This window comes from Hymenobacter glacieicola, from assembly GCF_014640315.1.
GTDB lineage: Bacteria > Bacteroidota > Bacteroidia > Cytophagales > Hymenobacteraceae > Hymenobacter > Hymenobacter glacieicola.
Map to the genome: position 1 here is coordinate 94,095 of NZ_BMGS01000010.1, position 25,344 is coordinate 119,438.

Below are 25,344 nucleotides of genomic sequence, written 5' to 3' on the forward strand. Positions count from 1 at the left end.
TGGTGAAGGTAGTAAGGTAGGGAGCCGTACGGCGTTAGGGTGTACTGGCTACGGCCTACTCGGGTTCGTTGGCGGCGGGAGCGTGGGTGGCGTTGAAGTAATCGAGGCCGGCCCGGCGCTCCGGCTGCCGCTGCCGCCGGGGGCGCTCCGGGCGCTCGGCTTCGCCGGCCGGGCGCGGGGGGCGCAGGGCCTGGAGGGCCTCCATGGTCAGGGCATCGGCCAGGCGGTACTCCCCAATGCGGGTGCGCACCAGCTTGGTCAGGTGGGCGCCGGAGCCCAGGGCCGCGCCGTAGTCGCGGGCCAGGCTGCGGATGTAAGTGCCCTTGGAGCACACCACCCGGAAGTCAACCTCGGGCAAGGCTATGCGCGTTAACTCGAACGCCCGAATGGTAATCTGCTTGCTCTTGATTTCCGCCTCGCCGCCCCGGCGCGCCACTTCGTAGGCCCGCTCTCCGTTGATCTTCACCGCTGAAAACAGCGGCGGCGTCTGCTCAATTAGCCCAATGAAAGGTAGCAGGGCAGCCCGCAACTGCTCCTCAGTCAGCTGCTGGTAAGGCAGTTCCTGATCCACGGGCGTTTCCAGATCGAAGCTGGGGGTTGTCTGGCCCAGGCGGAACGTGCCGGTGTACTCCTTTTCCTGGGCCTGAATCTGGTCGATTTCCTTGGTTTTCTTGCCCGTGCACAAAATCAGCAGGCCGGTGGCCAGGGGGTCGAGCGTACCCGCGTGCCCGATTTTCTTGATGCGCAGCGTGTTCTTCACCTTGCGCACCACGTCGAAGGAAGACCAAGTCAGGGGCTTGTCTACCAAGAGGACTTCCCCGGCTTCAAAGTCGAAGGCCGGAAGCGAGGTAGCGGCCCCCTCGGAAGGCAGGGGCGCGGCAGGTTGTTCGGGGTGTTCCATAGAAAAAGACGGGGTAGGAGCGCTGGCTACTCCCTTAACAATCAGCTAGGTGCGCTTCCGCCGCAGAGGAGCTGGGTTTGCCTACATGCCTGAACCCAAATTCCTTTTGCGCCGGAAGCACAACCGGAAGTACTTAGATAATCTGCAGGGGAATGCCGAGGGCCAGCATCACCAGAATGGTAACTCCTACCACAATGCGGTACAGGCCAAAAGCCCGGAACCCGAAGCGCGACACAAAATCAACGAAGGACTTGACGGCCAGTAGGGCAACAATGAAGGCTATGGCATTGCCGAAAAGCAGCACTTTAATATCCTGGGCGCCCGGGGCTGCTACCTTAAACGTCTTGTAGAGCTGGTAGGCCGTAATAACGAACATGGTGGGCACGGCCAGCAGAAAAGAGAAATCAGCCGCCGAACGCCGGTCGAAGCCCTGAGCCAGGCCGCCCACAATCGTAGCGGCCGAGCGCGACACACCCGGAATCAGGGCAATGCACTGAAACAGGCCAATGCGCACGGCCTGGGCGAAGCTGGGCGTGGTAACCTGTTTCCGCTCCCCCGTAAAAAGCCGGTCGATAAAAAGCAGCACCACGCCGCCCAGCACCAAGGACCAGGCCACCACGGCTACGTTCTTGAGCAGCGCCTCAATGACGTCTTTGAGCAGAAAACCCAGGATGCCGAAGGGAATAAAGGCCGCCGCCAGCTTCAGGTAAAAGTCAACGCTCTGCAGAAAGCGCCGCCAGTAGAGCACGACTACCGAGAGAATAGCGCCAAACTGAATGGACGTAATGAAAGTATCGGTGAAGGACAGCTGCCCGATGCCGAGCAAGTTGGCGACGATAATCATGTGTCCCGTGCTGGAAACGGGCAGAAACTCGGTCAGACCTTCCACAATAGCCAGCAGCAAGGCGTGCCAGTACGACATACGGTATGCAATAGGGGGCTTGGGGGATTCGGACTTTCGGGTCTTGGTCGACGGCCAACGACAACACGCAAACGCTGTCTAACCATCAACCAAGGCCCGAAGCCCCCAAGACCCAAGTAAATTAACGCTTGTAAGTAGGAGCTTGTGGGGGCACTACGGGCGCCACCGGCGCGGCCGGTACGGGCTGGGAGGGCACGGTAGTGGTGGTAGTGGCATCCAGCGCCGCCGGGGCCGTGTTGCCCGGGCGCGTCATGATGGCCCAAAACTCAATCACGAAGCCGATGGCCAGCAAAATAGGCCCCAGCGTGATGCCCAGAAACCCTTCGCCGTAATCTTCCGAGTCCAGCATCATCGTAATGAAGCCCGCGGCCAACACGGCCAGCCCAATAAACATCAGCCGGTAATTGCGCGGCCCGAAAGCAAAGCGAGGAGTTGTGTTCGGTTCCATAGGGCAAAGGTAGGGAATGTGAAATAGTGAGTTGGTGAAATGGTAACTTAGTAACGTGTTGTTATGGAGAGGAAGCGGGCCTGCGCCAGCCGTCCTCACGGCTGGGAGAAACCTGCTATTCTGACGAGCCTTCCTGCTGGCGCGGCCGTCGAGGGCTTGTCAGGTCGTCAGGTAGCGGGCAAAAAAGCGGATGGCTTCGGTTTTGCCTCGCCATAATAGGTTACTTCGGTACTCATTCACTACTCTCTGGGCTCTAGTATAATTCATCGAGCGACATGCCCGTGTACTTGCGTACGGCGCGCCAGGAGCTCAGAAAGCCAATGCCCATGCCCAGTACAATAAGGGCCGCCACCAACACGCCAATTAGTTGCTCGTCGCGGAAGAGGCGTAGCTCCTCCAGTTGCAAGTAGGCGTATTGCAGCAGGGCCAGCAGCAGCAGACCGGCCAGCACGCCGCTTACCAGGCCCTGCCACACGGCTCGCCGCAGGAAGGGCCACTGGATAAAGGAAGAGGTAGCGCCCACCAGCTGCATGCTCCGGATCAGGAAGCGTTGCGAGAACAGGGCTAGCTTAATGGTGTTGTTGATAAGCACCACCACCACAAAGGTCAGCACCGCCGCGAAGCCCAGCAGCACCAGGCTTACATTGCGCAGGTTTTTATTGACGGAAGTGATTAGGCTTTCCACGTACTCCACCTCGAATACGCCCGGCTCCTGCTTCAGCTCCTGTTTAATGCGGGCCAGGTTTTGAGCATCAGCGTAATCAGCGTTGATTTTCAAGAGGTAGGCATCACGCAGGGGGTTGTCGCCGAGGAACTGCTGAAAGTCCTCGCCGGTCTGGTCGATGAGCTGCTTGGCGCCTTCTTCCTTGGAAAGGAAGCGCACCTGGGGCTGCCGGGCTTTCACGGCGACGTAGGGCTTGCGGGAGAGGTCCTGTTGGAGGCGCAGTAGCTGAGTTTCGGGCAGGCCGCGCTCCAGGTACACCTGCATTTCCAGGTTCTCCTTGACCAGCGTGGAAATCTTGTGGGCATGAATCAGCAGCAGCCCGAACAAGCCAATCACCAGCAGGGCCAGCGTAATGCTGAACACCACCATGGTGTGCGGGTAGCTGCCCAGCTTCTTCTTGCGGGTGGGTCGGTTCATAGGGTGAAATAGTGAGGTGGTGAAATAGTGAGTTTGGTGTTCTGGCGGCGCTATCGGTGCAGGTGGTGCAGTTTGAACAACAAACTCACCATTTCACCACCTCACTATTTCACAATACAGTTCTTGGGTCGTCGTCGATTTGAAGTTCGCGGGCTTTGCGGGCGTTCTGGTCGCGGCGGCGCAGGCGCTTGCGCGCCACCAGCTCCCGGAACGAGTCGAACTGCTCGGTGTGCAGCAGCGAGACGCCGGCGCGGGTCTGGTTGGCCTGGCTCAGGCCGGTCAGGTCGCGCGGGGTCGTCTCGTAGCGCAGCTTGGCCCGGAATTTCCCGTCGGGGCGCAGGTAGTACTCCAGGCTCAGGTCGCCGAGCAGGGAGCTTTGAGCGTTGGCAATGGGCTGAGTGCCGTCGCCGCCGGCTACGCCGTTGCCCACGTTGCTGCCCAGGCTGCCTTCGCGGGTAACGCGCAGGCGGCCGTTCAAAAAGGAGTAGCTCAGGCGCAGCTGCAGGGCCTGCAAATCCTCGGCCGTCAACCCGTTGAGGTTAAAGCTGATTTCCAGGTTGGGGTCAATCTGGGAGGTAAGCAGGCCCAGCTGGGTGGAAATAATCTGGCCCAAACTGTTGCCCAGGGCATTGTTGCCACCTTCCAGTCGGGTTACGGCCAGGGAGCCTACCGGCGTCAGCTGCCGGAACACTACCAGGCTGAACACCTGTCGGTTTAGCTCCTGCTCATCGTTGCGGATGGCGGAGAGGAAGGGTGCCAGGTCGCCTTCCAGGGAGGAAGGAATGTCGTTAAACTCCAGATTAAGCCGGATAATGGGCTGCAGCAGGGGCCCCGTCAGGTTCATCACGGCCGTCACGGGCACCACGGCCGCGTTGGTGGGGCCGCTGCCGGTGTTAAATACGATGGGAGCCAGGGAAGCCCGTTGGGTGTAGGTGGCCGTTACGTTCATTTCCCCCGCCAGCGGGTCGCCGTTCCAGGATATGGTGCCGCCGGGGCGCACCACAAACTCCTTGTTCACCAACCCCTGCAGGGTGAAGTTGTAGGCCCCGCGCACAATCTCGACCTGCCCGTACATGTTGAAGTCGCCGCGGGTGTCGATGTTCAGGCGCAGCTGCCCGGCGGCCGTACCCCGGATAATGTCGCCGGTGCTTTCATCCAGCAGCAGCTCCACGTAGGCATCGGGCGTAATGTCCAGGTTCATGTTCAGCCGGATACCCGAGAGGTCGGTGGTGCCGGCTACTTCTACCCGGGCGGTGCGGGCCGTATCGGGCAGGTTACGGTTCACGAACTTGATGTACTTGGCCTGCTCGGCCTTGGCGGTGTTATCGAAGGGTAGCGAAACGCGGGTACCCGCTTCAGATCGGGCCGTCACGTTCATAAACAGGTTGTCGGCGGGGCCGCGCACGATGGCCGTGCCCGTGGCGTAGGCTTGGCCGAAATACAGCTCGTTGTCCTTGCGGGTAGTATTGAGCACCTGCAGCTTGCGGAACGAGGCGTTCAAATCCAGGCGCATGTCCTGGAAGCCCCGCTGGAAAATGCTGCCGTTTACTACCCCCGTGTTGCCCTGCGGGTCGCGGACGGCAATGTTCTGCAGGGCAATCCGGTCTTCCAGGAAGCGAATCCGGTCGGCAAAGGTGTAGGTAGTGCCCAGGTAGATGAAGGTCAGCTGCCCGTCCGTGACGTCGAGGTTGCCGGTGAGAACCGGGGCGGAAAGCTTGCCGTTCAGGCGCAGGGTGCCCACGGCCGTGCCCTGCAAATCCCGGAACAACGTGTTCAGGAAAGGCTCGGCCAGCTTGATCGGCGCATTATCGAGCACGCCGGTCAGGTTGAGCTGCTGGGTTTCGGCGCTGGGCGTGTAGGTGCCCGTTACGGTAACAGCCCGCTGCTGGTCCCGCTCCACGTCCAGGTTCACGGCTAGGCGCTTGGCGCCGTTGTCCCAGTCGCCGCGGCCTTGCACGTTGCCGATGAGCACGTTATCCATGCGCAAGGAATCGACTTTTAGCGAGGAGTTGATAACCAGAGGCCCGTACACGCCGCTAATAGTTCCCAAGGCATTTACCCGGCCCGCAAACTTCTGCCCGCCCGTCAGCCCGTTCAGGGTCGAGAGCTCAAAGTCTTTGACGGTAAGGGCCAGCGGCTTGTTCGGGTTTTGGGACAGAAAGCCCTGGGCGCTAATGCTTTGACTGCCGTTGCTCAGGGTCACGTTTTGAAAGTCAAACTCCTTGCCGCCCCCCGAAATCAGCAGGGAGTTATCCGGGGCAATGGCCCATTCCTTGCCCAGCACGTTTACGCCCGACTGCCGGAAAGTAATCTTGACGGCGTCCTCCAGGAAGGCCAGCGCGCCGTTGATCTGGGCTTTGTTGGTGGTGCCGGTCTGGGCCAGGGAGGTAGAGAAGTTGATCTGCTCCTGGTCCCAGACGCCTTCCACGTAGAACTTCTCGGTAGCGCCCAGCCCCGGTACCCGTTGCCGGGCCGAGGTAATGTTGGCCTGGGCCAGCACCTCGGGCTGGTAGGGCAGCTTGGAAGTGTTGAGTTCAAAGTCGCTGTCCAGGAGCTGCAGGCTGTCGTAGCGGAAATTATCCACGTGGCCCCCGAGCTGAAAAATAGACGTTTGCCCGTTGCGGAAGGAGCCGTCGATGCGGGTAGAGTCTGAAATGAACAGCTGGGGCATGAACAAGCGCACGACCGGGTTCGGGCGCTTCAGGTACAGGTTCAGGGCAATCTGGTAGTCGGGGAGGGGGCGCTGGCGCTTGCGGCGGTAGTAGGCGGCAATGTCGGCGTCGTGGCTCTGGAAGTTGAGGCGGTACTCCGTCACCAGCGTGGTCACGTCGCGAATAACGGTGGTAGGCGTGAAGTTGCCGGCCAAATCCAGGTTCAGCACCTCGGAGCGCACCGTAAGCCGGCGCTGCCCGCCCCCGTAGCGGCTGATGATGTCGAGGGTGTCGACGGGCACGGTGCGGCCGGCGTAGCTCAGGCGCGAGTTGCGTAACCGCGCGTAGCCCAGCAAGTTGTCCAGCTTCAGGCCCTGAAACTTTACGTCGGCGGTAGTGGCTACCGTTACGCTTTGCCTGGTCAGGCCCAGGGCCCGCAAATCGGCGCGGCGCACCCGGGCCCGCAGGTCGAAAGCCTGCCGGGCCCTGTTCAGGTCAATGGTACCGTCGGCATCAAACTGCAGGCTGGGGTCGTTGGCGGCCAGGGTACCCGTGAACGACTCGCGGCTGAACTTGCCGTTGGTGGTAATGTTGCGGTAGCGGTAGCCATTGAGCCAGATGCTTTGCACGGTGGCATTGGCCGTCAGGCGGGCCGTGCGCGCATCAAAGCCTACGCCGGCTACCTTGCCGTTCATGGTGATGTCGCGCACCAAGCTTTCATCCCCCAGCAGCTTGCCCAGCTGGAAGCCCGTGGTGCGCACCTGGCCCTCGTAGCTGGAGAAGCGTGGGTCGTCCTTAAACTTCAGGTTCACGTCGGATACCACCGAGCCCAGGGCCGTCTGGAAGGAGCCGTTGGCCACGAAGTCGTTGTAGAACCCCAGGAACTGGCCTTTCAGCCGCACTGTGCCCAGGCGCTGCACGTAGGGCCAGCCCGAAGCCGGAATGTAGCGCCGAATGTCACGGCCATCGACCACGGAAGGCTGCAGGCGCATTTCTATAAAGCTCTCCTTGAAATTCGGCAGCCCTTCCACGTTAATGTCGCCCTTCACCCGGGAGTTGCGCCCGTACTGGATGTCGAGGTTTTTGGTGGTGAAGTTGCGCACGTAGCCCTTGGCCTGGCCCGAAATCAGCACGGTTTCGTTTAGCTCCCGCATGAATTTCTGGGGCGCAAACTTGGCAATGTCGTCGGAATAAACGCGGCTGGGCTGCAGGCGGGCAATGACTTTTACGGAGTCGTTGAAGTCGGTGAAGTTGAGGAAATGGTCGTACTCGAAGCGGAGGTAGTCGTGGAGTTGGCTGTTTTGCACCCGCAGCATCAGCTGGTCAAACTCCCAGAACTTGCCGGCATAGGTCATGTTCGAGGTCAGCTCACGCAGGCGGGTGCCGCTGGGCGTATCCACGGTGCGCAGCCCCCGGATGTTGGCGTGAATCGTGTCGCCCTTAAACCAGAGCTGGTCGGCATCGGCGTAGATGCTGTCCAGTTGCATGTGGGCGTAGTCCATAGTACGGCCGTACTCCGGGATGCGGGGCACGTCGTGGCGCTCCAGCACAAAGCGGCCGTTGCGCAGGCCAATGGCCTCAATCTTGAAATCGAAGGGCTTGCTGACCTTGGTCGTGTCCGGCGGACCCAGCAGGCGCTTGATGGAGCTGATGAACTGGGTAAGGGTAGTAGAGTCGGGCTGGTCCTTGTACGTTACGAGGTTGAAGCGCGGCTCTTCCAGCGTGAGCTTGCCCACGTGCAAGTGGCTGGGGTCGAAAACGGTAAACAGGCGAATATCCGCGTCGGCCCGACCAATGTTGAACAACTCGTTGCCGCGCCTGTCCAGCACCCGCACGCCTTCCAGCAGCACCCGCGAGAACGGGCGCACATCTACCCGGCCCACAATTACCTGCTGGCCGAGCTTGTCGGTAAGGATGCTGGCAGCCCGCTTGGCCAGGTTGGTTTGCACGCTGGGCACGCGCAACGCCACCAAGGCACCCACCACCGCCAGCATAACCAGCAGGAGCAGGGCAAACAGAACCTTGAGCGTTACGGACAGAAAACGAGGCACGGACAGGCGAAACAGGGGAAGCGGCAGGCAGCCCGAAGCAAAGATACAGGGTTCACCCCGACCGTTGCCTGGCAAATCAGCCCCGCGCAAAAACGTTACCAGCGGGGCCAGGGTTAACGGAAAACGCCGGAAAGCGGCAATGTGGTGTTTTGCCCCGACCTTTGTTGCCCGGAAGCTAGGAGGTAGAAGCTAGAAGTTAGAATTTGTTCTACCCTCTCAGAGGCTACTCTCTGGCTTGCTGCTGCCTCCTAGCTTTCACCTCCTAGCTCCTAGCTTCTCAAAAGATGCATCCCGTCATTCTCGCCATTGAGTCTTCCTGCGACGATACGTCGGCGGCCGTACTGGCCGGCGGCGAAATCCGCTCTAACGTGGTGGCTACCCAGCAAGTACACGAGCAGTACGGTGGGGTAGTACCGGAGCTGGCCTCCCGGGCCCACCAACAGCACCTGATTCCGGTGGTGGAAGCGGCCCTGCAGAAAGCGGGCATCCGCAAGCAAGACCTCGATGCCGTAGCCTTCACCCAAGGACCGGGTTTGCTGGGCTCCTTGCTGGTAGGGGGCATGTTCGCCAAAACCCTGGCCCTGGCCCTGGGCAAACCGCTGATTGCCGTGAATCACATGCGGGCCCACATTCTGGCCCACTTTATTGACGCGCCCCGGCCCGTATTTCCTTTTCTGTGCCTGACCGTCAGCGGCGGCCACACCCAGCTGGTGGTGGTGCGCAGCGCCCTGGACATGGAAATCATCGGCCAGACTATTGACGACGCCGCCGGTGAGGCCTTCGACAAAACCGCCAAGCTGCTCGGCCTGCCTTACCCCGGCGGGCCGCACTTAGATAAGCTGGCCCGCGCAGGAAACCCAACGCGCTTTCCATTTCCGGTTGGGGCCATGCCCGGCTACGATTTCTCGTTTAGCGGGCTGAAAACGGCGGTGCTCTACTTCCTGAAAAAAGAAACTGCGCAGAACCCCACTTTCATCCAGGAAAACCTCCCGGACCTGTGCGCCAGCATTCAGCACACCATCATCCAAACCTTGCTGCGCCAGCTGCGCCGCGCCGCTCACGACCAGGGCCTGACCCAGATTGCCCTGGCCGGTGGGGTAGCCGCCAACAGCGGCCTGCGCCAGGCTCTGCAGGACGAGGCCCAGGCTCAGGGTTGGCAAGTATTTATTCCGGCCTTCCAGTATTGCACCGACAACGCGGGCATGGTGGCCATGACGGCTCAGTTTCAGTACCAGGCCGGCGACTTTGCCGATCAGCTCGTCAGCTCCGACCCGCGCCTGAAGCTGGCCTAGCGCAGCGGCTTTTCTACTACCCTCTGTTATTATTCGCAACCTTGCCCCGCGCATTTGCGAATCTTGCTTACACCGCTCTTACAGCGGCCCTTTTCCATGGCCAAACAAAAAGACGATACGCCCAAGCGTGTCAATATTCTCAACCGCCGCGCCAGCCACGAGTATGCTTTCCTGGTAAAGTACGACGCGGGCATTATGCTGCAAGGCACTGAAATCAAGAGCATCCGGGAGGGCAGCGTCCAGATTCAGGACGGTTTCTGCACCTTCCACCCCGACGGCAGCCTGTGGGTGCACAACCTGACCATTGCCAAGTACACCGAGGGCACCTACAACAACCACGAGCCCACCCGCGCCCGCAAGCTTCTGCTCAACAAGCGCGAACTAAAGCAGCTAGCCAACAAAAACCAGGAGCAGGGCCTGACCATCATTCCCATCCGCATGTTCGTGAACGAGCGGGGCTTTGCCAAGCTGGAAATTGCCCTGGCCAAAGGCAAAAAGCTCTTCGACAAGCGCGACGACCTCAAAGCCAAGGACCAGAAGCGCGAAATGGACCGCGCCCGGGACTATTAGGCGAGAGGGTGAAATGGTGATTTAGTGAGTTTTCGGGCAGATGTTTGGCTGGTTGCCGATTAAGCGGGAGCTTCGCGTACGTATATTAGCAGCCGACTACCTACGTAGGTAGTCTACTTCTGCGCATGGTGAACAGCAACTCACCATTTCACCATCTCACCAGTTCACCGTCTTGGATTACGGAATCTGCGCCCTGAGCGCCGTGCCGGTACGAGCCGAACCTTCCGATAAGGCCGAAATTGTCACCCAGCTTATCTTCGGAGAGTGCTATACCATTCTGCGCGCCCAGGAGCAGTGGCGCCAGATTAAACTCGCCGCCGACCAGTACGTGGGCTGGATTGATGGCAAGCAGCACCTGCCCGTCACGGCCGAGTACCTGCAGGCCTGGCAGGCCCAGGACCACCCCCGCACCCTGGATGTGGTGCAGATGGTCAGCGACGAGGCCACCCGCATTCCGGTGACGCTAGGTACGCGCTTGCCTTTCTTCGACGGCATGACCCTGCGCCTGGGCGAGCGGCAGCTGTTCTATAACGGGGCCGCCACCAACCCCCAGAACGGGCACGGCCCCCACGGCCCCGCCGACCAGCGCCTGCGGCTGCTGCAGAAAATGGCCCTGACGTTTCTAAAGTCGCCCTACCTGTGGGGCGGCAAAACCCTGTTTGGCATCGACTGCTCGGGGCTGATGCAGCAACTCTACGGCCTGATTGGGGTGCAGCTCCCGCGCGATGCCCACCAGCAAATCAACCTGGGGCAGCCCGTGCATTTCGTGGCCCAAACCCGCCCCGGCGACCTGGCTTTCTTTGATAACGCCGAGGGCCGCATCATTCACGTGGGCCTGCTGCTAGATGACCAACAGATTATTCACGCCAGCGGGGAAGTACGCATCGACCCTTTGGACCACAACGGCATCTTCCGCCGCGACCAGCAGAAGTACAGCCACAAGCTGCGCCTGATTAAGCGAATTTTACCCGACGAATAGCCCGGTTGGTTGTCCGGTTTCACCTACCGAACTAAACCGGGTAGCTATTGTTAATACGCTAAGAATCATCTAGCTTTCTGCCAGACCAGATTCCTTTTTCTTAGCGTGTATGGACCAAAAAGTGCTTGTGTTGAACGGTGACTACACGGCTATTACGCTGTGCAGTGTACAGAAGGCCTTCGTACTTCTGTTTTTAGAAAAAGCCGAACTGATTGCCAAGTCGGAAAACGGCGTGTTGCGCACGGTAAGCAAGGCGTTTCCCAAGCCCAGCATTATTCGGTTGCAGCGCTACGTGCGGGTGCCTTACAAGGGCATTGCCCTGAGCCGGCACAACGTTATGAAGCGGGACCATTTCGAGTGCCAGTACTGCGGCTCCACGAAAAACCTGACCCTGGACCACGTACTGCCCCGAAGTAGGGGCGGCGACTCGAGTTGGGCTAACTTGCTCACGGCTTGCGCGCGGTGCAACCACGCCAAGGGCCACCGCACCCCCCAGGAAGCCGGCCTCACCATCAGGCAGCAGCCCAAAAAGCCTACCCTCACGGGTTTTCTCAAACTTAGCGCCGGCACTCTCGACCAGAACTGGCACCCCTATCTTCACTAACCATACCGGCAGCCCAACGGCTGGCCGGTTTTTTTGTGCTCGGCAGCGTTGCTACCGCTGTGCTCGGCATGATGTTCCTGTGGTTATTGACCTACAATCTCTGTGGTAGAGCCTCTGCTTATGAACGGCCTACTGCTGGGTGGAGAAATGCCAAAGCGCTCCTGGCTGGTTGCCAAGGGCGCTTTGGTGTAATTACGGTCGGAAACGAAGCCTAGTACTGGTCAGATGTGCCGCCTACAGTACCCCCGCTGACAAAGGCTAATAGGTCGCGGTTCAGGCGTTCCTTTTCAGTCACGAAAAGTCCGTGCGGAGCGCCGCCGTATTCCACGAACTGGGCATGCGGTACATATTGGGTCATCCGCTCGCCGCTGTTTTTCGGCGGCACGGTTTCGTCGCTGCTGCCGTGAATAACGAGAGTAGGCACCTTTAGCGAAGCCAAATCCTGGCGGAAGTCGGTGGCGGCAAAGGCGTATACGCATTGCTCCGTAGCACGGGGCGAGGCCAGTTGGCACATAGCCTGCATCCAGTCAAGGGTAGCCTGGCTAACGGGGTGTTTAATCACGCCCACACCGAAGAACTTCTTACCAAAGCTTTGCAGGAAATCGAACCGGTCGTTGCGGATGTTCTCCACCATATCGTCGAACACCGACTTGTCGGCTCCGTCGGGGTTGTCGTCGGTTTTGAGTAGGAAGGGGGTTACGGCCGCCACGAAGGCTACGCGCGCTACCCGGGCTCCGCCGTAGCGGCTCATGTAGCGGGCCACTTCGCCCCCGCCCATAGAAAAACCCACGAGCGTTACGTTCTGCAAGTCCAGGGTTTCCAGCACCGCGTTCAGGTCGTCGGCAAATGTGTCGTAATCGTTGCCCTCCCAGGTTTTGGAGGAGTTGCCGAACCCGCGGCGGGTGTAGGCCACTACCCGGTTGCCGTGCTTGGGCAGCTCGGCCAGCTGGTACTCCCACATTTCGTAGGTGGCGGGCCACCCGTGAATCAGCACGATGGGGTTGCCCTGGCCCTGGTCAATGTAGTGTAGTTTAACGTCCTCGCCATTGGTGTCTTGGCCTGCTTTGATGTAGCTCATAAGAAAGAAGGTAAAAGGTGTTTGGAACAGCGTACAAAGGATACAATGTCTGTACATACGCTTGGGCTTACCCAAGGATAGACGGATGCCAAGATGTTGCACAGCAGCACAGAAAGAGCCTGAATTCTGCGTTCTTTGGCCCAATGAACCTCTCCTTTGTTTCGTGCCAGCAGGCCCCTGTGCGGCTGCTACTTTCCGCCGCTGCTACCCTGGCATTACTGCTAAGCGGCTGCAATTCCAGCCCGGATACTTCCGCCGCCCAGTCTGCCACTGCCAAGGCGCCCGTAGCGGCCAGTGGCGCCCAACTCACCGACTCGCCGGGCACTTGGTACTGGCAATACCGGAGCGTGCTGCCGGGCTCTCCTGACAGCATCACTCTGCACCTACAGTGCTTGCCTGAGGGCCTGGGAGAAGCCTCGCCGGGGCGGCTTGTCGGCTTTTATACTGCCGCCGATGGACACCCGTATGAAGTGATGGGGAACCTGTCGGCCGGCACTGATAGCCTCATTCTGCGGGATGTACGTACTGACGCAGTAGCGCAACAGCAGAATGGCCCGCGCTGGCTTCTTGCCCTGCACGGCTCCAACTTACTAGGCACCCGCGCTGGAAAAGCCATGGTGCTGCGCCGGGTACACGTGCCCGCAGGTATCGAGTTGGTTTCGCGCAGCTTCACAGCCACCGTGCCCGCCCGCCCCAATCATCCGCAGGACACTATAGCCGGTAGGGTAGGGCTGCACGCCTTGCTGCCCGCTGGTGAGGGTAGCAAGGCTACGCTGCAGGCCAACCTGCTGCGAACCTTGCGGGGCGACTCACTAGCTACCCGCCCGGCGCCTACCCTGGACGCATTTTGGAAAGAACAACTCAGCAGCTTCACCAAGGATTATCAGCAGGAAGCTGGCCCCATGCTAACCGAGTTGGACGAAGATACCAGCAGCTACCGCCCCCTTGCCACCCTACGCTACGAGCAGCAGACCAGCACCTACGTGCTCTGGAACGAGGGAAGTTTACTGAGCATCGGGTATTTCAACTATGACTATAGCGGTGGTGCCCATGGCAACTACGGCACCACCGTTTGTAGCTACGATACCCGCACGGGCCGTGTCCTCCGCTACCCCGATATTTTTCGCGCCGGTTCCGAGGCCCAACTCGAGCAGCTACTGGGACGTTACGCACGCCCGGTTCTGGGCCTGCAACCCGAGCAGCCGCTTTCTGATGCGCTATTCGAAAATACGTTGCCAGTTACCCGCAACGTGTACCTAACCAGCGGGGGAGCTGTGTTCGTGTACTCGCCCTATGAAGTAGCTTCTTTTGCCCAAGGAGAAATCCGGGTGTTCGTGCCGGTGTCGGGGTTGCGGCCCCTGCTGAAGCCAGATTTACCACTTGCCGGTGGAGCAGAGGTGGTGCAGAAATGAACGAAGCGCGGCTGCTTGGGCTTACAGAGGTGGCCCGGCCCTTCATGGCTGGCGAAATCGACGAAGGTGGCCGCCTGGTTCTGGCAAACGGGCCAGCCTGGGCGGTGCAAAATCCCGCCTTTCCTACCCCAAACGCCAAAGAGGAAACCTGAACCGGTATCTTTGTCTTAGTTCTTCTTGACCACCCCCTATGCAAGCACCCAAATTCGCGGCTTCCCGCTCCTTTCATCAGGAGTTGAAGCGCCGCACCAACGCCTATTTTGCCGAAGCCGGCAAATCAACCACGGGGGGTAAAGCCCTGTTCTTCAAAGCACTGCTGCTAACGGCCGCCTTTGTCGCCGTGTACCTGCACCTCGTGTTCTGGACGCCTACCGCTTGGGTGGGCGTGGCCGAATGTGCTCTGCTGGGATTTATTGGCGCTGCCATCGGCTTCAACGTCATGCACGATGGGGCCCACGGCTCGTTCAGCAAGAAGAAGTGGATGAACCAGTTTGCCGCCTTTACCCTGAACGTGATGGGCGGCAACTCCTACATGTGGAATGCCAAGCACAACCTTATCCACCACATGTACACCAACGTGGAAGGCGTGGACGATGACCTCGACGCCCAGCCCTGGCTGCGCCTGAGCCCGGAGCAGCCCCGCCGCAAGCTCCACCGCTTCCAGCACCTGTACTTCTGGTTTTTCTACGCTCTGCTGTTCATCGCCTGGATTTTCTACATGGACTACCAGAAGTATTTCCGCGGTAAAATCGGGGAGATGCCCATCAAGAAGATGACGGCCTCCGACCAGGGCGTATTCTGGGGTTTTAAAGTGCTGCACCTCGGCCTGTTCGTGGCCCTGCCCATTTATATGGTTGGTGTAGTAAGCTGGTTGGTCGGTTTCCTGGTGTTCATGGCCGTAGCCGGCTTCACGCTAAGCATTGTGTTCCAGTTGGCCCACACCGTGGAGCACACCAGCTTCGTGGTGCCTCACGAAACCACCCGCAAGATTGAGGACGAGTGGGCCATCCACCAGATTAAAACCACCGCCAACTTCGCTACCGATAACAAGCTCATTAGCTGGCTGGTAGGCGGCCTGAACTTCCAGGTCGAGCACCACCTCTTCCCCAACATCTCCCACGTGCACTACCCCGCCCTGAACAAAATCATCCGCCAGATGTGCGCGGAGTTCGGCGTGGAGTACAACGAGTACCCCAAGATGCGCTACGCCGTAGCTTCGCACGTAGCCCACTTGCGCGAGTTGGGGCGGGCATAGAATAAACAAGCTACTGCAACGAAAGAGGGACTGCCGCAAATGTGGCAGTCCCTCTTTCGTTGCAGTAGGCAGCCACTATTTTTAGAATCGATGGAAAAGACAGAATTGGTACTTGAATTTGCTATCCAAGAGTATCCGGACGAAAGCCAACGGAATTATTGGGTAGATTACCTAGAAGGAGAATTGACAATCAGGATTAACGGCCGCATATTTTTTCATGAGTCAAATATGTTGTTGGCCGAGTTTGGGCTGGCGCTGAGAAAGTGGCTTGGTGCGGTGGCTGAATTAGGCCTGGGGTGCCCATGCACTACTTTACCAGGGATCATGACGAGCAAGAAGGAGCAATCCTAGCGTTAGAGCCGGCGGGCAGTAACCGTTACCGGATTCACTCCATCTGGCAAGCATTTAGCTGTCATGCGTGCATTGATGAATAGGAACTGATGGCGGCTGCTACACTATTTATGGAGAAATTAGACCGAGAGTTAGGCAGAGAAAGACTGCTTGGCCTGTCTGGCAAGTTGCGAGGAACAGAATAAAGTAGATGGGTAATAACGCTCTATAGCTGTAGCAAATAGCCCCTAAACTCCGTATCTTTGCCGCCCCGCCAGGGTGGCGAGGCCGGCGTAATTGCGCTGTGTATCAAACAAAAACGCGTTCCGGAGGCGGGCCCTGCGCCGGACGTGTACACGAGGGCCACTGCATCATATCATGGCAGAAGTAGTAGACAACTTCGACTGGGACAACGTTGGAGCCAACAGCTTCGGTGGCAACTACTCCGCTGAGCAGCGCGCTGAGATGGAGCAGATGTACAGCGAAACGCTGACCACTGTTCAGGAAGAAGAAGTAATCAAAGGCACCGTGGTGGGCATCACTGACCGCGACGTAATCCTGAACATCGGCTTCAAATCCGATGGTCTGGTGCCCCTCTCCGAATTCCGCGACCTGCCCGAGCTAAAAGTAGGCGACGAGGTTGAGGTGTTCATTGAGGACCAGGAAGACCAGAACGGTCAGCTGATCCTGAGCCGCAAGAAGGCTAAGATCAAGCAGGCTTGGAAAGCTATTTACGACGCGCTGGAGAACGACACCGTTCTGGAAGGGGTAGTAAAGCGCCGCACCAAAGGTGGTCTGATCATGGATCTGGACGGCGTTGAAGCCTTCCTGCCCGGCTCGCAGATTGACGTGAAGCCCATCCGTGACTTCGACATCTATGTTGGTCGTCGCATGGAAGTGAAAGTGGTGAAAATCAACGCCGCTTTCGACAACGTGGTAGTTTCGCACAAAGTCCTGATCGAGAAAGACCTCGAGAAGCAGCGCGAAGCCATCCTCAACAACCTGGAAAAAGGCCAGATCCTCGAGGGCGTTATCAAGAACATGACCAACTTCGGCGTGTTCATCGACCTGGGTGGCGTCGACGGTCTGCTGCACATCACCGACATCTCGTGGGGCCGTATCGCTCACCCGAGCGAAGTGCTGCAGCTCGACCAGAAGCTGAACATCGTCGTGCTGGACTTCGACGAAGCCAAGAAGCGTATCAGCCTGGGCCTGAAGCAGCTGACCCCGCACCCATGGGATTCGCTGCCCGCCGACATGGGCGTAGGCTCGAAAGTGAAAGGCCGCATCGTGAACGTAGCCGACTACGGCGCGTTCATGGAAATCATCCCCGGCGTAGAAGGCCTGATCCACGTTTCAGAAATGAGCTGGAGCCAGCACCTGCGTAACCCGCAGGACTTCATCAAGCAGGGCGACGTAGTAGAGGCGCAGATCCTGACCCTCGACCGCGAAGACCGCAAGATGAGCCTGGGCATCAAGCAACTGAGCGAAGATCCCTGGACCCGCGGCGACTTCGCTACGAAGTACGCCGTAGGTACCAACCACAACGGTCTGGTGCGCAACCTGACCAATTTCGGCCTGTTCGTTGAGCTGGAAGAAGGTGTAGACGGCCTCGTGCACGTTTCGGACCTGTCGTGGACCAAGAAGATCAAGCATCCTTCGGAAGTAGTGAAGGTGGGCGACCGTCTGGACGTGGTAGTTCTGGAACTGGACGTAGCTAACCGTCGTCTGGCCCTGGGCCACAAGCAGCTGGAAGAAAACCCCTGGGATACGTTCCAGACGGTATTCACCCCCGGCTCGGTGCACAAGGCTACCATCACCGAGAAAAACGACCGTGGTGCGGTTCTCGAGTTGCCTTACGGCATCGAAGGCTTCGCCTACCCCAAGTCGCTGGTGAAGGAAGACAACAGCAACGCTGAAAACGGCGAAACCCTGGACTTCCGCGTGGTGGAGTTCTCGAAGGATGACCGTCGCATCGTGCTGTCGCACACCGCGGTGTTCAACCAGGCGCAGGAAGAAGATTCCCGCGCTTCGAAGTTCACCAAGAAGAAGCCTGCTACGGGTGCCGCTGCCGGCGCTCAAGGCGAAGGCAAACTGAGCGACCTGAAGAAGCCCGCCACGGCTGAGAAGTCGACCCTCGGTGACCTGGATGCCCTGTCCGCTCTGCGCGACAAGATGCTGGGCAACGAGCAAGGCGGCGAGTAATTTCGCTGGTCAATTAGCTTGTAAACAAGAGGCCCCGAAGCAATTCGGGGCCTTTTTTGTTGCCGTAGCAGGTTACCACTCCGCCTGAGGGAGAACAAGCAGGTTGGCGCATTGCTTATCACTTCCAATGCCTACTACCCTGTAAGGAGTATGGCTATTTTTGCAGGCAAAAGAAGAGGCCATAAAATTTCCTGCACTAATCCAGTTACTTACCTGGGTTGCCAGCGAAAAAACGCTAGTCAGCTTGGCAGAAGTCGGATTAAGGCGTATGTTTGCATCCTCAAAACCACTGGTGACGTGACCGAGTGGCTAGGTAGAGGTCTGCAAAACCTCCTACAGCGGTTCGAATCCGCTCGTCACCTCTTTTTCCCTGTTTTCAGAGTGCCTAGTGCCCCGGTCGATTAGCCCCGACCGGGGTTTTTGCATTTAACGGTCTTACGGTAAGCATTGGTCCGCTACAAGACAAGCTCAATATCACTCAGCAAAGAAAAGGGAGCTTATCAGAAATTAATATATCGGTAAATGCTGCTGCTGCGCGGATTATTGGCTTAGCACGCCAAAAATGATTACAACGGCATTATCCCTACATTTCATTCCCGCGTAGAGAAGCGTACATCCTTATTCCCTTTTCATCTTTTCCCCATGAAGATTATTGACCTCCGCACAATGCGCGGCCCCAGCTACTGGTCTGTTAAACATCACAAGCTGATTGTGATGAAAGTGGACCTGCAGGATCTGGCCGATACGTGGTCGAACAGCGTGCCGGCCCTGGCTGAGCAGCTGCCGAAGCTGTTGCCGGAACTGGCGCAACCGCAGACTGGCGACTTAGAAAAGTCGTCGACGAAAAACCCACCGCTTACCGAGGAGCAGCTTGCCGACGGCGAACCACTGAGCCACGTAATTCTGCAGGTGGCACTGGCATTGCAGCGCACGGCCGGTATGCCCGTAATCTGGGGTAAGTCGTACCCGGCTCACCAGGAAGGCGTCGATTTTGTGGTGTTCTGCTACCAGGAGGAGCGGGCAGGGCGCGTGGCCGCGGAGGCTGCCGTGCAACTAGTGGATGACCTGTGCCACGGACAGCCCGTCAACCTGAAGCCGATTATCGACGAGCTGCACGAAATCCGGGAAGAGGAGTTTTTTGGTCCCAGTACCTACAGCATTGTGGCCGAAGCGGCTTCGCGCAATATTCCCTACATCCAACTCAAGAACAGCAATATTATCCAGCTGGGTTACGGAGTAAACCAGAAGCGCATCTGGGCTACCACTACCAGCTACACTTCCCACGCGGGCGTGGAGGTGGCGGGCAATAAAAACCGCACCAAGGCCATGCTAAAGGACGCGGGCGTGCCCGTGCCCTACGGTACCACGGTGTACTCGGAGCAGGGCTTACGCGACGCGGTGGAAGAACTGGGCTTTCCCATCGTGACCAAGCCCTTGGATGGCAACCACGGCAAAGGCGCTACCATCCGCATCATGAACTGGGAGGACGCCGTGGAAGGATTGCAAGCGGCCCAGAAATACTCCCGGGCCGTTATTGTGGAGCAATTCGTCGAAGGTCACGACTACCGGCTGCTAGTAGTCAACGGCAAGCTGATTGCCGCCGCTAAACGTACTCCTGCGGCCGTAGTAGGCGACGGCGTCAGCACCATTCAGCAGCTGATTGATAAGATTAACGAGGACCCGCGCCGCGGCATCGGCCACGAGAAGGAGCTTACCAGCATCAAGGCCGACCAACACACGCTGGACATTCTGCGCGTGCAGGACTTAACCATTGATTCGGTGCTACCCCCGGGCAAAGAACTCTACTTAAAGAGCACTGCCAACATCAGCACCGGCGGTACCGCTACGGACGTCACTGACTTGGTGCACCCGTACAACGTGTTGCTGGCGGAACGAGTAGCCGGCATCATTGGCCTGGATATTTGTGGTATCGACCTGCTCACCTCCGACATTGCCATTCCGCTGAATGAGACGCGCGGGGCCGTAATCGAGGTTAATGCGGCGCCTGGTTTCCGCATGCACATTGCGCCCACCGAGGGCCTGCCCCGCAACGTAGCCGCTCCGGTAGTAGACATGCTGTTTCCGGCCGGCAGCACGGCTCGGATTCCCATTTTTGCCGTTACTGGCACCAACGGAAAAACCACCACTACCCAATTGCTTTCCCACATAGTAGCTTCCAAGGGCTACAAAGTAGGGCACACCACGACCAGCGGCATCTATATCCAGGGAGTGCAGCTGCAGAGCGGGGACTGCACCGGGGGCCAAAGTGCGGAGTTCGTTCTTAAAGACCCAACGGTGAACTTTGCCGTGCTGGAAACGGCTCGTGGCGGCATGCTTCGCTCCGGATTGGGCTTCCACACCTGCGACGTGGCCATCGTAACCAACGTCGCGGCCGACCACCTGGGGATGCGCGACATTTATACGGTGGAAGAAATGGCAGCCGTGAAAGGGGTGCTGCCGCGCACCGTGCGCAAAAACGGCTGGGCCGTCCTTAACGCCGACGATGACCTGGTGTACGCCATGCGCGAAAAGCTGGAGTGCCGGGTGGCCCTGTTCAGCATGAACGAGCACAGCCCCCGCATTCGGGAGCACGCGGAAAGCGGCGGATTGGCCGCCGTGTACGAGGAAGGTTACATCACCATTTACAAGAACAGCTACAAGCTGCGCATCGACCGGGCTTCGGAGTTTCCCATCACGTTTGGGGGTAGGGCCACGTTCAACATCGAAAACGCGTTGGCGGCCGCTCTGGCGTGCTATTGCTACGGCTTCGATAAAGACGATATTAAGCAGGCGCTGCGCACGTTTGTGCCCTCGGCCGCCAAAACGCCGGGCCGCATGAACGTGTACAAGTTTCCCACTTTCGAGGTGATTGTGGACTACGCCCACAACACGCACGGCATCGAGAAATTTGCCGAGTTTCTGAATGCTACGGAGGCCACCCGCAAGGTAGGAGTGGTGTCGGGCCTGGGCGACCGGCGCGACGAGGACACGCTGAGCTTTGCCCGGGTAGCCGGTCGTATTTTCGATGAGGTGGTGTTGCGGCAGGACCGGGACTTGCGTGGTAAAACCGCCGAGGAGCTGCACGAAATCATGACCCGCGGCCTGCGCCTGGACAACCCGGAGCTGCCGATTACCTATATCGAAAACGAAATGGATGCCATTGACCACGTGCTCAACACGGCCCAACCCGGCTCGGTAGTCGTGCTGTTCACGGAAAACATCAAGGCCACGCTCAAGAAGCTGGACGACCTCGAATCACGGATTTAGACGGATTTTTCGGATTACACGGATTCGTTGTGATGAGGTAAGCGTGAGCGGGGAACTGCTGACCGACCACCGCTGGCAACAAAAAAGGACAACCCAGGTGGGTTGTCCTTTTTTGTTACTCGGTTAAAGCGAATGTCTCGGATACACCCAGACAACCGAACAAATCCGTGTAATCCGAGAAATCCGTCTAAATCCGTGATTTATTTAAGGGTAAAAGTGGTCTTGCCGATCATCACGCCGCCTTCGTACAGCTCCACGGTGTGGAGGCCGGTTTTGTAGGCCGCGCCTTTGGCGTACAGGAATTGCACGGGCTGGCGGGTGTTGTCGAATACCAGGTCCTGCTTGGCGGTGTAAAACGCCTCGGCGCCATCAATCATGAAGGTGCCGCCTCCGGTGCTCAGGTTGTACAAGGCCGCGCCGTCGGGCTCAATCAGGCGCATCAGGATCTGCTTGGTTTCCTTCGGCGACACATCATTGCGGGCCAGGTTAAAGGTTACCTTGATTTTCTCGACGCGCTTGGCTTTGAACTCGTTGTCTTCATCCGACTTTTCCTTCTCGCGGCTGTTGACCACGCCCACCCGGATGTTCTCGGCTTGCAGGCGGGAGGCAATGGTTACCTTCTCGTTGAGCTCCTGGTTGGAGCGCACAACCGTCGAAATAGTATCCGTGAGCTTGTTTTGGCGTTCTTTCAGCGTGGTCGTCTCGGTGTACAGCGCTTCGTTGTCGGCTTTCAGCTGGGCAATTTCCTCGTCTTTCTTGCGCAGCTGCGCCTCGAAGTTGGTGGCGCGCTGCTTGAACCGGTTCTGCTCGGCAATGCTGAAGCTGCCGGCCCGGAAGGAGCGAAGCTTGAGCAGGTCGGCATTAATCTGGGCCAGCTTGGCTTCCAACGAGTCGTTGGCCAGACCCATGCCCTGCACTTCCTGGCTTTGCCGCTCGTAGTCGGCCTTCAGCGCCTCGTACTGCTTAATCTGCTCTTCCAGCTTGGCATCCTTGGTTACCACATCAGCTTGGAGCTGTTCATTCTGCTTGGATTTCTGCTGGTTCATGTAGAAAAGCAGGCCGTTGATGCCAAGCAGCACCAGAATCAGGGCCACAATCAGGAGGACGCGGTTGTTGTTCTTCGGCTCGGGACTCTGGTCTTGTTCCATAGCAAGAGGGGTTAAGTGAGGCCCGGAAGAGTCCGGGCGGAGGTAGTACCTTTAGGCAAAAATAACGGAGTTCCGTACCCTGGCAAGTGCCGAAGGTACAACCCCGCTACAATATGCATCCGGATTCGCAACTTGACGCCGCTTATTGGCAGCAGCGCTACCTAACTGGGCAAACCGGCTGGGACGCGGGCAGCATAACGCCCCCGCTACTGGATTATTTCAGGCAGCTAGGATTACCCGATGAGCGCCGCATCCTGATTCCGGGGGCCGGGCGGGCCTACGAGGCCGAATACCTGCACCGCCAGGGCTGGCGCAAGGTGTGGGTAGCCGACGTAGCCGCCGCGCCCCTGCGCGACTTCCAGCAGCGCGTACCGGATTTTCCGGCCGCCCACCTGCTACAGCAGGATTTCTTCGCCCTGAAGCCTACCCCGCCGTTTGACTTGCTAGTGGAGCAAACCTTTTTTTGCGCTCTGGAGCCCAGCCAGCGCCCCCAGTACGCGCAGCAGTGCGCGCAGCTGTTGCGGCCCGGCGGTACCTTAATGGGCCTGCTCTTCGACACGGAGTTTAGCCAACTCGGCCCGCCCTTCGGTGGCTCCCGCGAAGAATATCGTAGCTACTTTGCGCCCTATTTCGACTTCGTGCATTTCGAAACGGCCACCAACTCCTTACCCCCGCGCCGGGGGCGGGAGTTGTTTATCTGTCTAAAGAAAAAGCAACCGTCAGATTCCTGATCTGCGGCCAGTCTGCTTTTCTTCCACTGTTCTTTTTTCAGCAGCCCAGCTCCGGCCGGCGCCCCAATTCTCCTACCATGATTCAAGCCCTTGCTACCGTTCTGCCCCACCTTCGCAACACCAACTCCGGTCAGTTTTTTCTGATGGCGGGGCCCTGCGTGATTGAGGGTGAGGATATGGCCCTGCACATTGCCGAGCAGGTTCGCACTCTTACCGATAAGCTGCAGATTCCATACATCTTCAAGGGCTCCTACCGCAAAGCCAACCGCTCCCGCCTCGATTCTTACACCGGCATTGGCGACGAGAAAGCCCTGCGCATTCTCCAGAAAGTGGGCCGGGAAATCGGGGTGCCTACCGTTACCGACATCCACGAATCGGAGGAGGCCGCCCTGGCGGCCGAGTACGTGGACGTGCTGCAGATTCCGGCCTTCCTGTGCCGGCAGACGGACTTGCTAGTAGCCGCCGCCAAAACCGGCAAGGTGGTAAACGTGAAGAAGGGCCAGTTTCTGAGCGGCGAGTCCATGCAGTTTGCCGTGGACAAGGTGCGGCAGTCGGGCAACGAAAACGTGATTCTTACCGACCGGGGCAACTCTTTCGGCTACTCCGACCTAGTAGTGGACTTCCGCAACCTGCCCGCTATGCGCGCGTTTGGCGTGCCCGTGGTGATGGACGTGACCCACTCCCTGCAGCAGCCCAACCAGAGCAGCGGCGTGACGGGCGGCAAGCCCCAGCTAATTGAAACCATTGCCAAAGCCGCCATTGCGGTTGGGGCCGATGGCCTGTTCATCGAGACTCACCCCACACCCGCCACGGCCAAGTCGGACGGGGCCAATATGCTGGCCCTGGATCGGCTGGAAGACCTGCTGGTGAAGCTCACGCGCGTGCGCGAAGCCATCCGCTAACCTAGTCAAGATACAAACTAAGGCTCCTGCATACTGGCGGTCAGACCTTGCCGGGAGGTATACCTTCTTTGCCAAAACATCCAGTATATTTGCTTCGTTGAAAACAAAAGTAGCAGGAAGCGTGCTGCCTCCTGCTACCGTTACCGCTAAGGGTTAAACAGGAGGTATAAGCCTCCTATTCCGCCTAAAGCGGCCACTACCTTCACTACAAAAGTAGTGGTCACATGAATGGAGCATTGGAAACGAAGCCCATCCATGTCAGTACGACCCTGTCCCATACCAATGGATTTGAGGGTGGCCTAAACACCCTACTTATCCCGAAGCCCGTGCTACAACACGGGCTTCACTGCTTTTGAGGCAGCCGTGTTGGCGGGGTGACAACCGCACGTATGCCAAATATACTAGTATTTGACGGCTTTGTTTTGCTATTTATTTTAGTAATCGTCTTGTGGTTGAGCTTGCCGCTAAGAAGAAAGCCAGCGCACCCGCTCCAGCAGGTTGTCAAGCGGGTTATCAAAACGCAGCGAAAAATGCTGTTTGGGCTGATTTCGGCGGAAAAAAACCAGGCCGATAAAGAACAAATCTACGGTCACGGTCACTTCAGGGTGCTGCTTGATGGTAGCCCAGGCCTGCTCCATTTCTTTGGACCAGTGGATGTCGTCCAGCACGAATACGCTCTGCTCTGTGCGGTAGCGGTTAAGCTGCTCAAAGTAGCGCACGGTGGGCTCATAGCGGTGGTTGCCATCAAAGAAGGCAAAGTCGACGGGCGTAGGTAGCGCGGCCAGGGTAGGGGCCAGGGTGTCATCCAGGTTGCCTTCGATAAGCTCAACTGCTGGTAAACCCAGGTGTTGGAAGGTCTGACGGGCTACGGCGGCAGTTTGGGGGCAGCCCTCGAAGGTAAGCACGCGGGCCCGCGAATCGGCGGCGCTGAGGTAGGCCGTTGTCAGGCCCAGGGAAGTGCCCAGCTCTATAATGGTGCGGGGCTGGAAGTGGTTTACCAACCGAAACAGCAGCTGGCCCAGCTTGGGCGGCTTGGCGGCCGACCGGGCAATGTCGCGCAGGCGGCGGGTACGGCCCGCGCCGGTGTGGGAGCCCGCCCCAAAGTCCCGTACCTGAATGGGGGTAGGGTCGGCTAACAGCTCCTGCCGCCGGGCTTCTACTGCCTCGTACGCCGCAAAGTGCCCGCTGTGGTTGATTACGTGCGCGTACAGGCCAAAGATGAAAGGAGAATGAAGCCCGTGCGCATTACCGGACCCGGTCAGAAAGCGGAGGTAGCTGAGAATCTGAAATAGCAACGGCGAAAGAAGCGCAAGAACCCGGCGCGGGCGGTTCGTGGTAGAAGGGAGGAAACGGCTGGGGCGAAGATACGGCAAGCGCCGCCGACGCAGGGCATGCAATACGAGGGTAGGCGCCAGTCATGAAAAAGCCGCCCCGAAAGCTCGGGGCGGCTGAAAATG

The 25,344-nt window shown here is 58.7% G+C and carries 20 protein-coding genes and 1 tRNA gene; 13 read left to right on the forward strand and 8 right to left on the reverse strand.

Annotated features, from left to right (window positions below; genetic code table 11):
- Positions 1 to 55: 55 nt before the first annotated feature.
- The 5 genes from truB to IEW18_RS17600 all read right to left on the reverse strand — a co-directional run bounded on the left by truB (position 56) and on the right by IEW18_RS17600 (position 8,114).
- Complete coding sequence (gene truB, locus IEW18_RS17580; protein WP_188559183.1) at positions 56 to 901, reverse strand: tRNA pseudouridine(55) synthase TruB; 846 nt, start codon at positions 899 to 901, stop codon at positions 56 to 58.
- A 133-nt stretch (positions 902 to 1,034) separates the two neighbouring features.
- Positions 1,035 to 1,823 (reverse strand): undecaprenyl-diphosphate phosphatase, encoded by a 789-nt coding sequence (locus IEW18_RS17585; RefSeq protein ID WP_188559184.1) that lies wholly within the window; start codon positions 1,821 to 1,823, stop codon positions 1,035 to 1,037.
- Positions 1,824 to 1,944: 121 nt separating this feature from the next.
- Positions 1,945 to 2,271, reverse strand: a complete 327-nt coding sequence (locus IEW18_RS17590; protein ID WP_188559185.1) for a DUF3098 domain-containing protein — start codon at positions 2,269 to 2,271, stop codon at positions 1,945 to 1,947.
- A gap of 253 nt (positions 2,272 to 2,524) precedes the next feature.
- The gene (locus IEW18_RS17595) at positions 2,525 to 3,412 is read right to left on the reverse strand and encodes a cell division protein FtsX (RefSeq protein WP_188559186.1); all 888 of its coding nucleotides are present in this window, start codon (positions 3,410 to 3,412) and stop codon (positions 2,525 to 2,527) included.
- A 109-nt stretch (positions 3,413 to 3,521) separates the two neighbouring features.
- Positions 3,522 to 8,114 carry a translocation/assembly module TamB domain-containing protein gene (locus tag IEW18_RS17600; protein WP_188559187.1) on the reverse strand — a complete coding sequence of 1,531 codons (4,593 nt, stop codon included), beginning with the start codon at positions 8,112 to 8,114 and terminating at the stop codon, positions 3,522 to 3,524.
- Positions 8,115 to 8,398: 284 nt separating this feature from the next.
- Between IEW18_RS17600 and tsaD the strand changes: the two genes are divergently transcribed.
- The 4 genes from tsaD (at position 8,399) to IEW18_RS17620 (ending at position 11,559) form a co-directional block, all read left to right on the forward strand.
- Positions 8,399 to 9,406 carry a tRNA (adenosine(37)-N6)-threonylcarbamoyltransferase complex transferase subunit TsaD gene (tsaD, locus tag IEW18_RS17605; RefSeq protein WP_188559188.1) on the forward strand — a complete coding sequence of 336 codons (1,008 nt, stop codon included), beginning with the start codon at positions 8,399 to 8,401 and terminating at the stop codon, positions 9,404 to 9,406.
- 96 nt (positions 9,407 to 9,502) lie between these two features.
- Positions 9,503 to 9,976: an SsrA-binding protein SmpB gene (smpB, locus tag IEW18_RS17610; RefSeq protein WP_188559189.1), complete on the forward strand. Its 474-nt coding sequence runs from the start codon at positions 9,503 to 9,505 to the stop codon at positions 9,974 to 9,976.
- Between the two features lie 172 nt (positions 9,977 to 10,148).
- On the forward strand, positions 10,149 to 10,955 hold the full coding sequence (locus IEW18_RS17615; RefSeq protein WP_229728817.1) for a C40 family peptidase: 807 nt from the start codon (positions 10,149 to 10,151) through the stop codon (positions 10,953 to 10,955).
- A gap of 109 nt (positions 10,956 to 11,064) precedes the next feature.
- Positions 11,065 to 11,559 carry an HNH endonuclease gene (locus IEW18_RS17620; protein ID WP_188559190.1) on the forward strand — a complete coding sequence of 165 codons (495 nt, stop codon included), beginning with the start codon at positions 11,065 to 11,067 and terminating at the stop codon, positions 11,557 to 11,559.
- A 211-nt stretch (positions 11,560 to 11,770) separates the two neighbouring features.
- Here IEW18_RS17620 and IEW18_RS17625 read toward each other — a convergent pair whose 3' ends face one another.
- Entirely contained in the window at positions 11,771 to 12,637 is an 867-nt protein-coding gene (locus tag IEW18_RS17625; RefSeq protein ID WP_188559191.1) for an alpha/beta fold hydrolase, read from the reverse strand.
- 143 nt (positions 12,638 to 12,780) lie between these two features.
- Between IEW18_RS17625 and IEW18_RS17630 the strand changes: the two genes are divergently transcribed.
- From IEW18_RS17630 to cphA, 7 genes are all read left to right on the forward strand, one after another.
- The gene (locus tag IEW18_RS17630; protein ID WP_188559192.1) at positions 12,781 to 14,049 is read left to right on the forward strand and encodes a DUF3298 and DUF4163 domain-containing protein; all 1,269 of its coding nucleotides are present in this window, start codon (positions 12,781 to 12,783) and stop codon (positions 14,047 to 14,049) included.
- 190 nt (positions 14,050 to 14,239) lie between these two features.
- Positions 14,240 to 15,304 carry a fatty acid desaturase family protein gene (locus IEW18_RS17635; protein ID WP_188559193.1) on the forward strand — a complete coding sequence of 355 codons (1,065 nt, stop codon included), beginning with the start codon at positions 14,240 to 14,242 and terminating at the stop codon, positions 15,302 to 15,304.
- Between the two features lie 90 nt (positions 15,305 to 15,394).
- Complete coding sequence (locus tag IEW18_RS17640; protein ID WP_188559194.1) at positions 15,395 to 15,655, forward strand: DUF7878 domain-containing protein; 261 nt, start codon at positions 15,395 to 15,397, stop codon at positions 15,653 to 15,655.
- Positions 15,607 to 15,738: a DUF7878 domain-containing protein gene (locus IEW18_RS22080; protein WP_444542866.1), complete on the forward strand. Its 132-nt coding sequence runs from the start codon at positions 15,607 to 15,609 to the stop codon at positions 15,736 to 15,738. Before IEW18_RS17640 ends, IEW18_RS22080 begins: the two co-directional genes overlap by 49 nt.
- Before the next feature lie 274 nt (positions 15,739 to 16,012).
- A complete protein-coding gene (gene rpsA, locus IEW18_RS17645; protein ID WP_188559195.1) occupies positions 16,013 to 17,839 on the forward strand; it encodes a 30S ribosomal protein S1 in 1,827 nt (608 codons plus the stop codon).
- 291 nt (positions 17,840 to 18,130) lie between these two features.
- Positions 18,131 to 18,201: transfer RNA gene (locus IEW18_RS17650), tRNA-Cys, on the forward strand.
- Positions 18,202 to 18,481: 280 nt separating this feature from the next.
- A complete protein-coding gene (gene cphA, locus IEW18_RS17655; RefSeq protein WP_188559196.1) occupies positions 18,482 to 21,106 on the forward strand; it encodes a cyanophycin synthetase in 2,625 nt (874 codons plus the stop codon).
- 200 nt (positions 21,107 to 21,306) lie between these two features.
- Here cphA and IEW18_RS17660 read toward each other — a convergent pair whose 3' ends face one another.
- Entirely contained in the window at positions 21,307 to 22,254 is a 948-nt protein-coding gene (locus IEW18_RS17660) for a DUF8428 domain-containing protein (RefSeq protein WP_188559197.1), read from the reverse strand.
- A gap of 113 nt (positions 22,255 to 22,367) precedes the next feature.
- On the opposite strand from IEW18_RS17660, the gene IEW18_RS17665 reads away from it, so the two are divergent.
- Positions 22,368 to 22,985 (forward strand): methyltransferase domain-containing protein, encoded by a 618-nt coding sequence (locus tag IEW18_RS17665; RefSeq protein ID WP_188559198.1) that lies wholly within the window; start codon positions 22,368 to 22,370, stop codon positions 22,983 to 22,985.
- Between the two features lie 77 nt (positions 22,986 to 23,062).
- Entirely contained in the window at positions 23,063 to 23,887 is an 825-nt protein-coding gene (gene kdsA, locus IEW18_RS17670; protein ID WP_188559199.1) for a 3-deoxy-8-phosphooctulonate synthase, read from the forward strand.
- 464 nt (positions 23,888 to 24,351) lie between these two features.
- Here the strand turns inward: kdsA and IEW18_RS17675 are convergent, their stop codons facing one another.
- Positions 24,352 to 25,182, reverse strand: a complete 831-nt coding sequence (locus IEW18_RS17675; protein WP_188559200.1) for an O-methyltransferase — start codon at positions 25,180 to 25,182, stop codon at positions 24,352 to 24,354.
- Positions 25,183 to 25,344: the final 162 nt, after the last annotated feature.

Bases quoted from the DNA above. Each gene is read 5' to 3' on its own strand.
- IEW18_RS17660 (WP_188559197.1), bottom strand. From the start codon at position 22,254: ATGGAACAAGACCAGAGTCCCGAGCCGAAGAACAACAACCGCGTCCTC.
- smpB (WP_188559189.1), top strand. From the start codon at position 9,503: ATGGCCAAACAAAAAGACGATACGCCCAAGCGTGTCAATATTCTCAAC.
- IEW18_RS17585 (WP_188559184.1), bottom strand. From the start codon at position 1,823: ATGTCGTACTGGCACGCCTTGCTGCTGGCTATTGTGGAAGGTCTGACC.
- tsaD (WP_188559188.1), top strand. From the start codon at position 8,399: ATGCATCCCGTCATTCTCGCCATTGAGTCTTCCTGCGACGATACGTCG.
- kdsA (WP_188559199.1), top strand. From the start codon at position 23,063: ATGATTCAAGCCCTTGCTACCGTTCTGCCCCACCTTCGCAACACCAAC.
- rpsA (WP_188559195.1), top strand. From the start codon at position 16,013: ATGGCAGAAGTAGTAGACAACTTCGACTGGGACAACGTTGGAGCCAAC.
- IEW18_RS17595 (WP_188559186.1), bottom strand. From the start codon at position 3,412: ATGAACCGACCCACCCGCAAGAAGAAGCTGGGCAGCTACCCGCACACC.
- IEW18_RS17630 (WP_188559192.1), top strand. From the start codon at position 12,781: ATGAACCTCTCCTTTGTTTCGTGCCAGCAGGCCCCTGTGCGGCTGCTA.
- truB (WP_188559183.1), bottom strand. From the start codon at position 901: ATGGAACACCCCGAACAACCTGCCGCGCCCCTGCCTTCCGAGGGGGCC.
- IEW18_RS17665 (WP_188559198.1), top strand. From the start codon at position 22,368: ATGCATCCGGATTCGCAACTTGACGCCGCTTATTGGCAGCAGCGCTAC.
- IEW18_RS17590 (WP_188559185.1), bottom strand. From the start codon at position 2,271: ATGGAACCGAACACAACTCCTCGCTTTGCTTTCGGGCCGCGCAATTAC.
- IEW18_RS17625 (WP_188559191.1), bottom strand. From the start codon at position 12,637: ATGAGCTACATCAAAGCAGGCCAAGACACCAATGGCGAGGACGTTAAA.
- IEW18_RS22080 (WP_444542866.1), top strand. From the start codon at position 15,607: ATGCACTACTTTACCAGGGATCATGACGAGCAAGAAGGAGCAATCCTA.
- cphA (WP_188559196.1), top strand. From the start codon at position 18,482: ATGAAGATTATTGACCTCCGCACAATGCGCGGCCCCAGCTACTGGTCT.
- IEW18_RS17640 (WP_188559194.1), top strand. From the start codon at position 15,395: ATGGAAAAGACAGAATTGGTACTTGAATTTGCTATCCAAGAGTATCCG.
- IEW18_RS17635 (WP_188559193.1), top strand. From the start codon at position 14,240: ATGCAAGCACCCAAATTCGCGGCTTCCCGCTCCTTTCATCAGGAGTTG.
- IEW18_RS17620 (WP_188559190.1), top strand. From the start codon at position 11,065: ATGGACCAAAAAGTGCTTGTGTTGAACGGTGACTACACGGCTATTACG.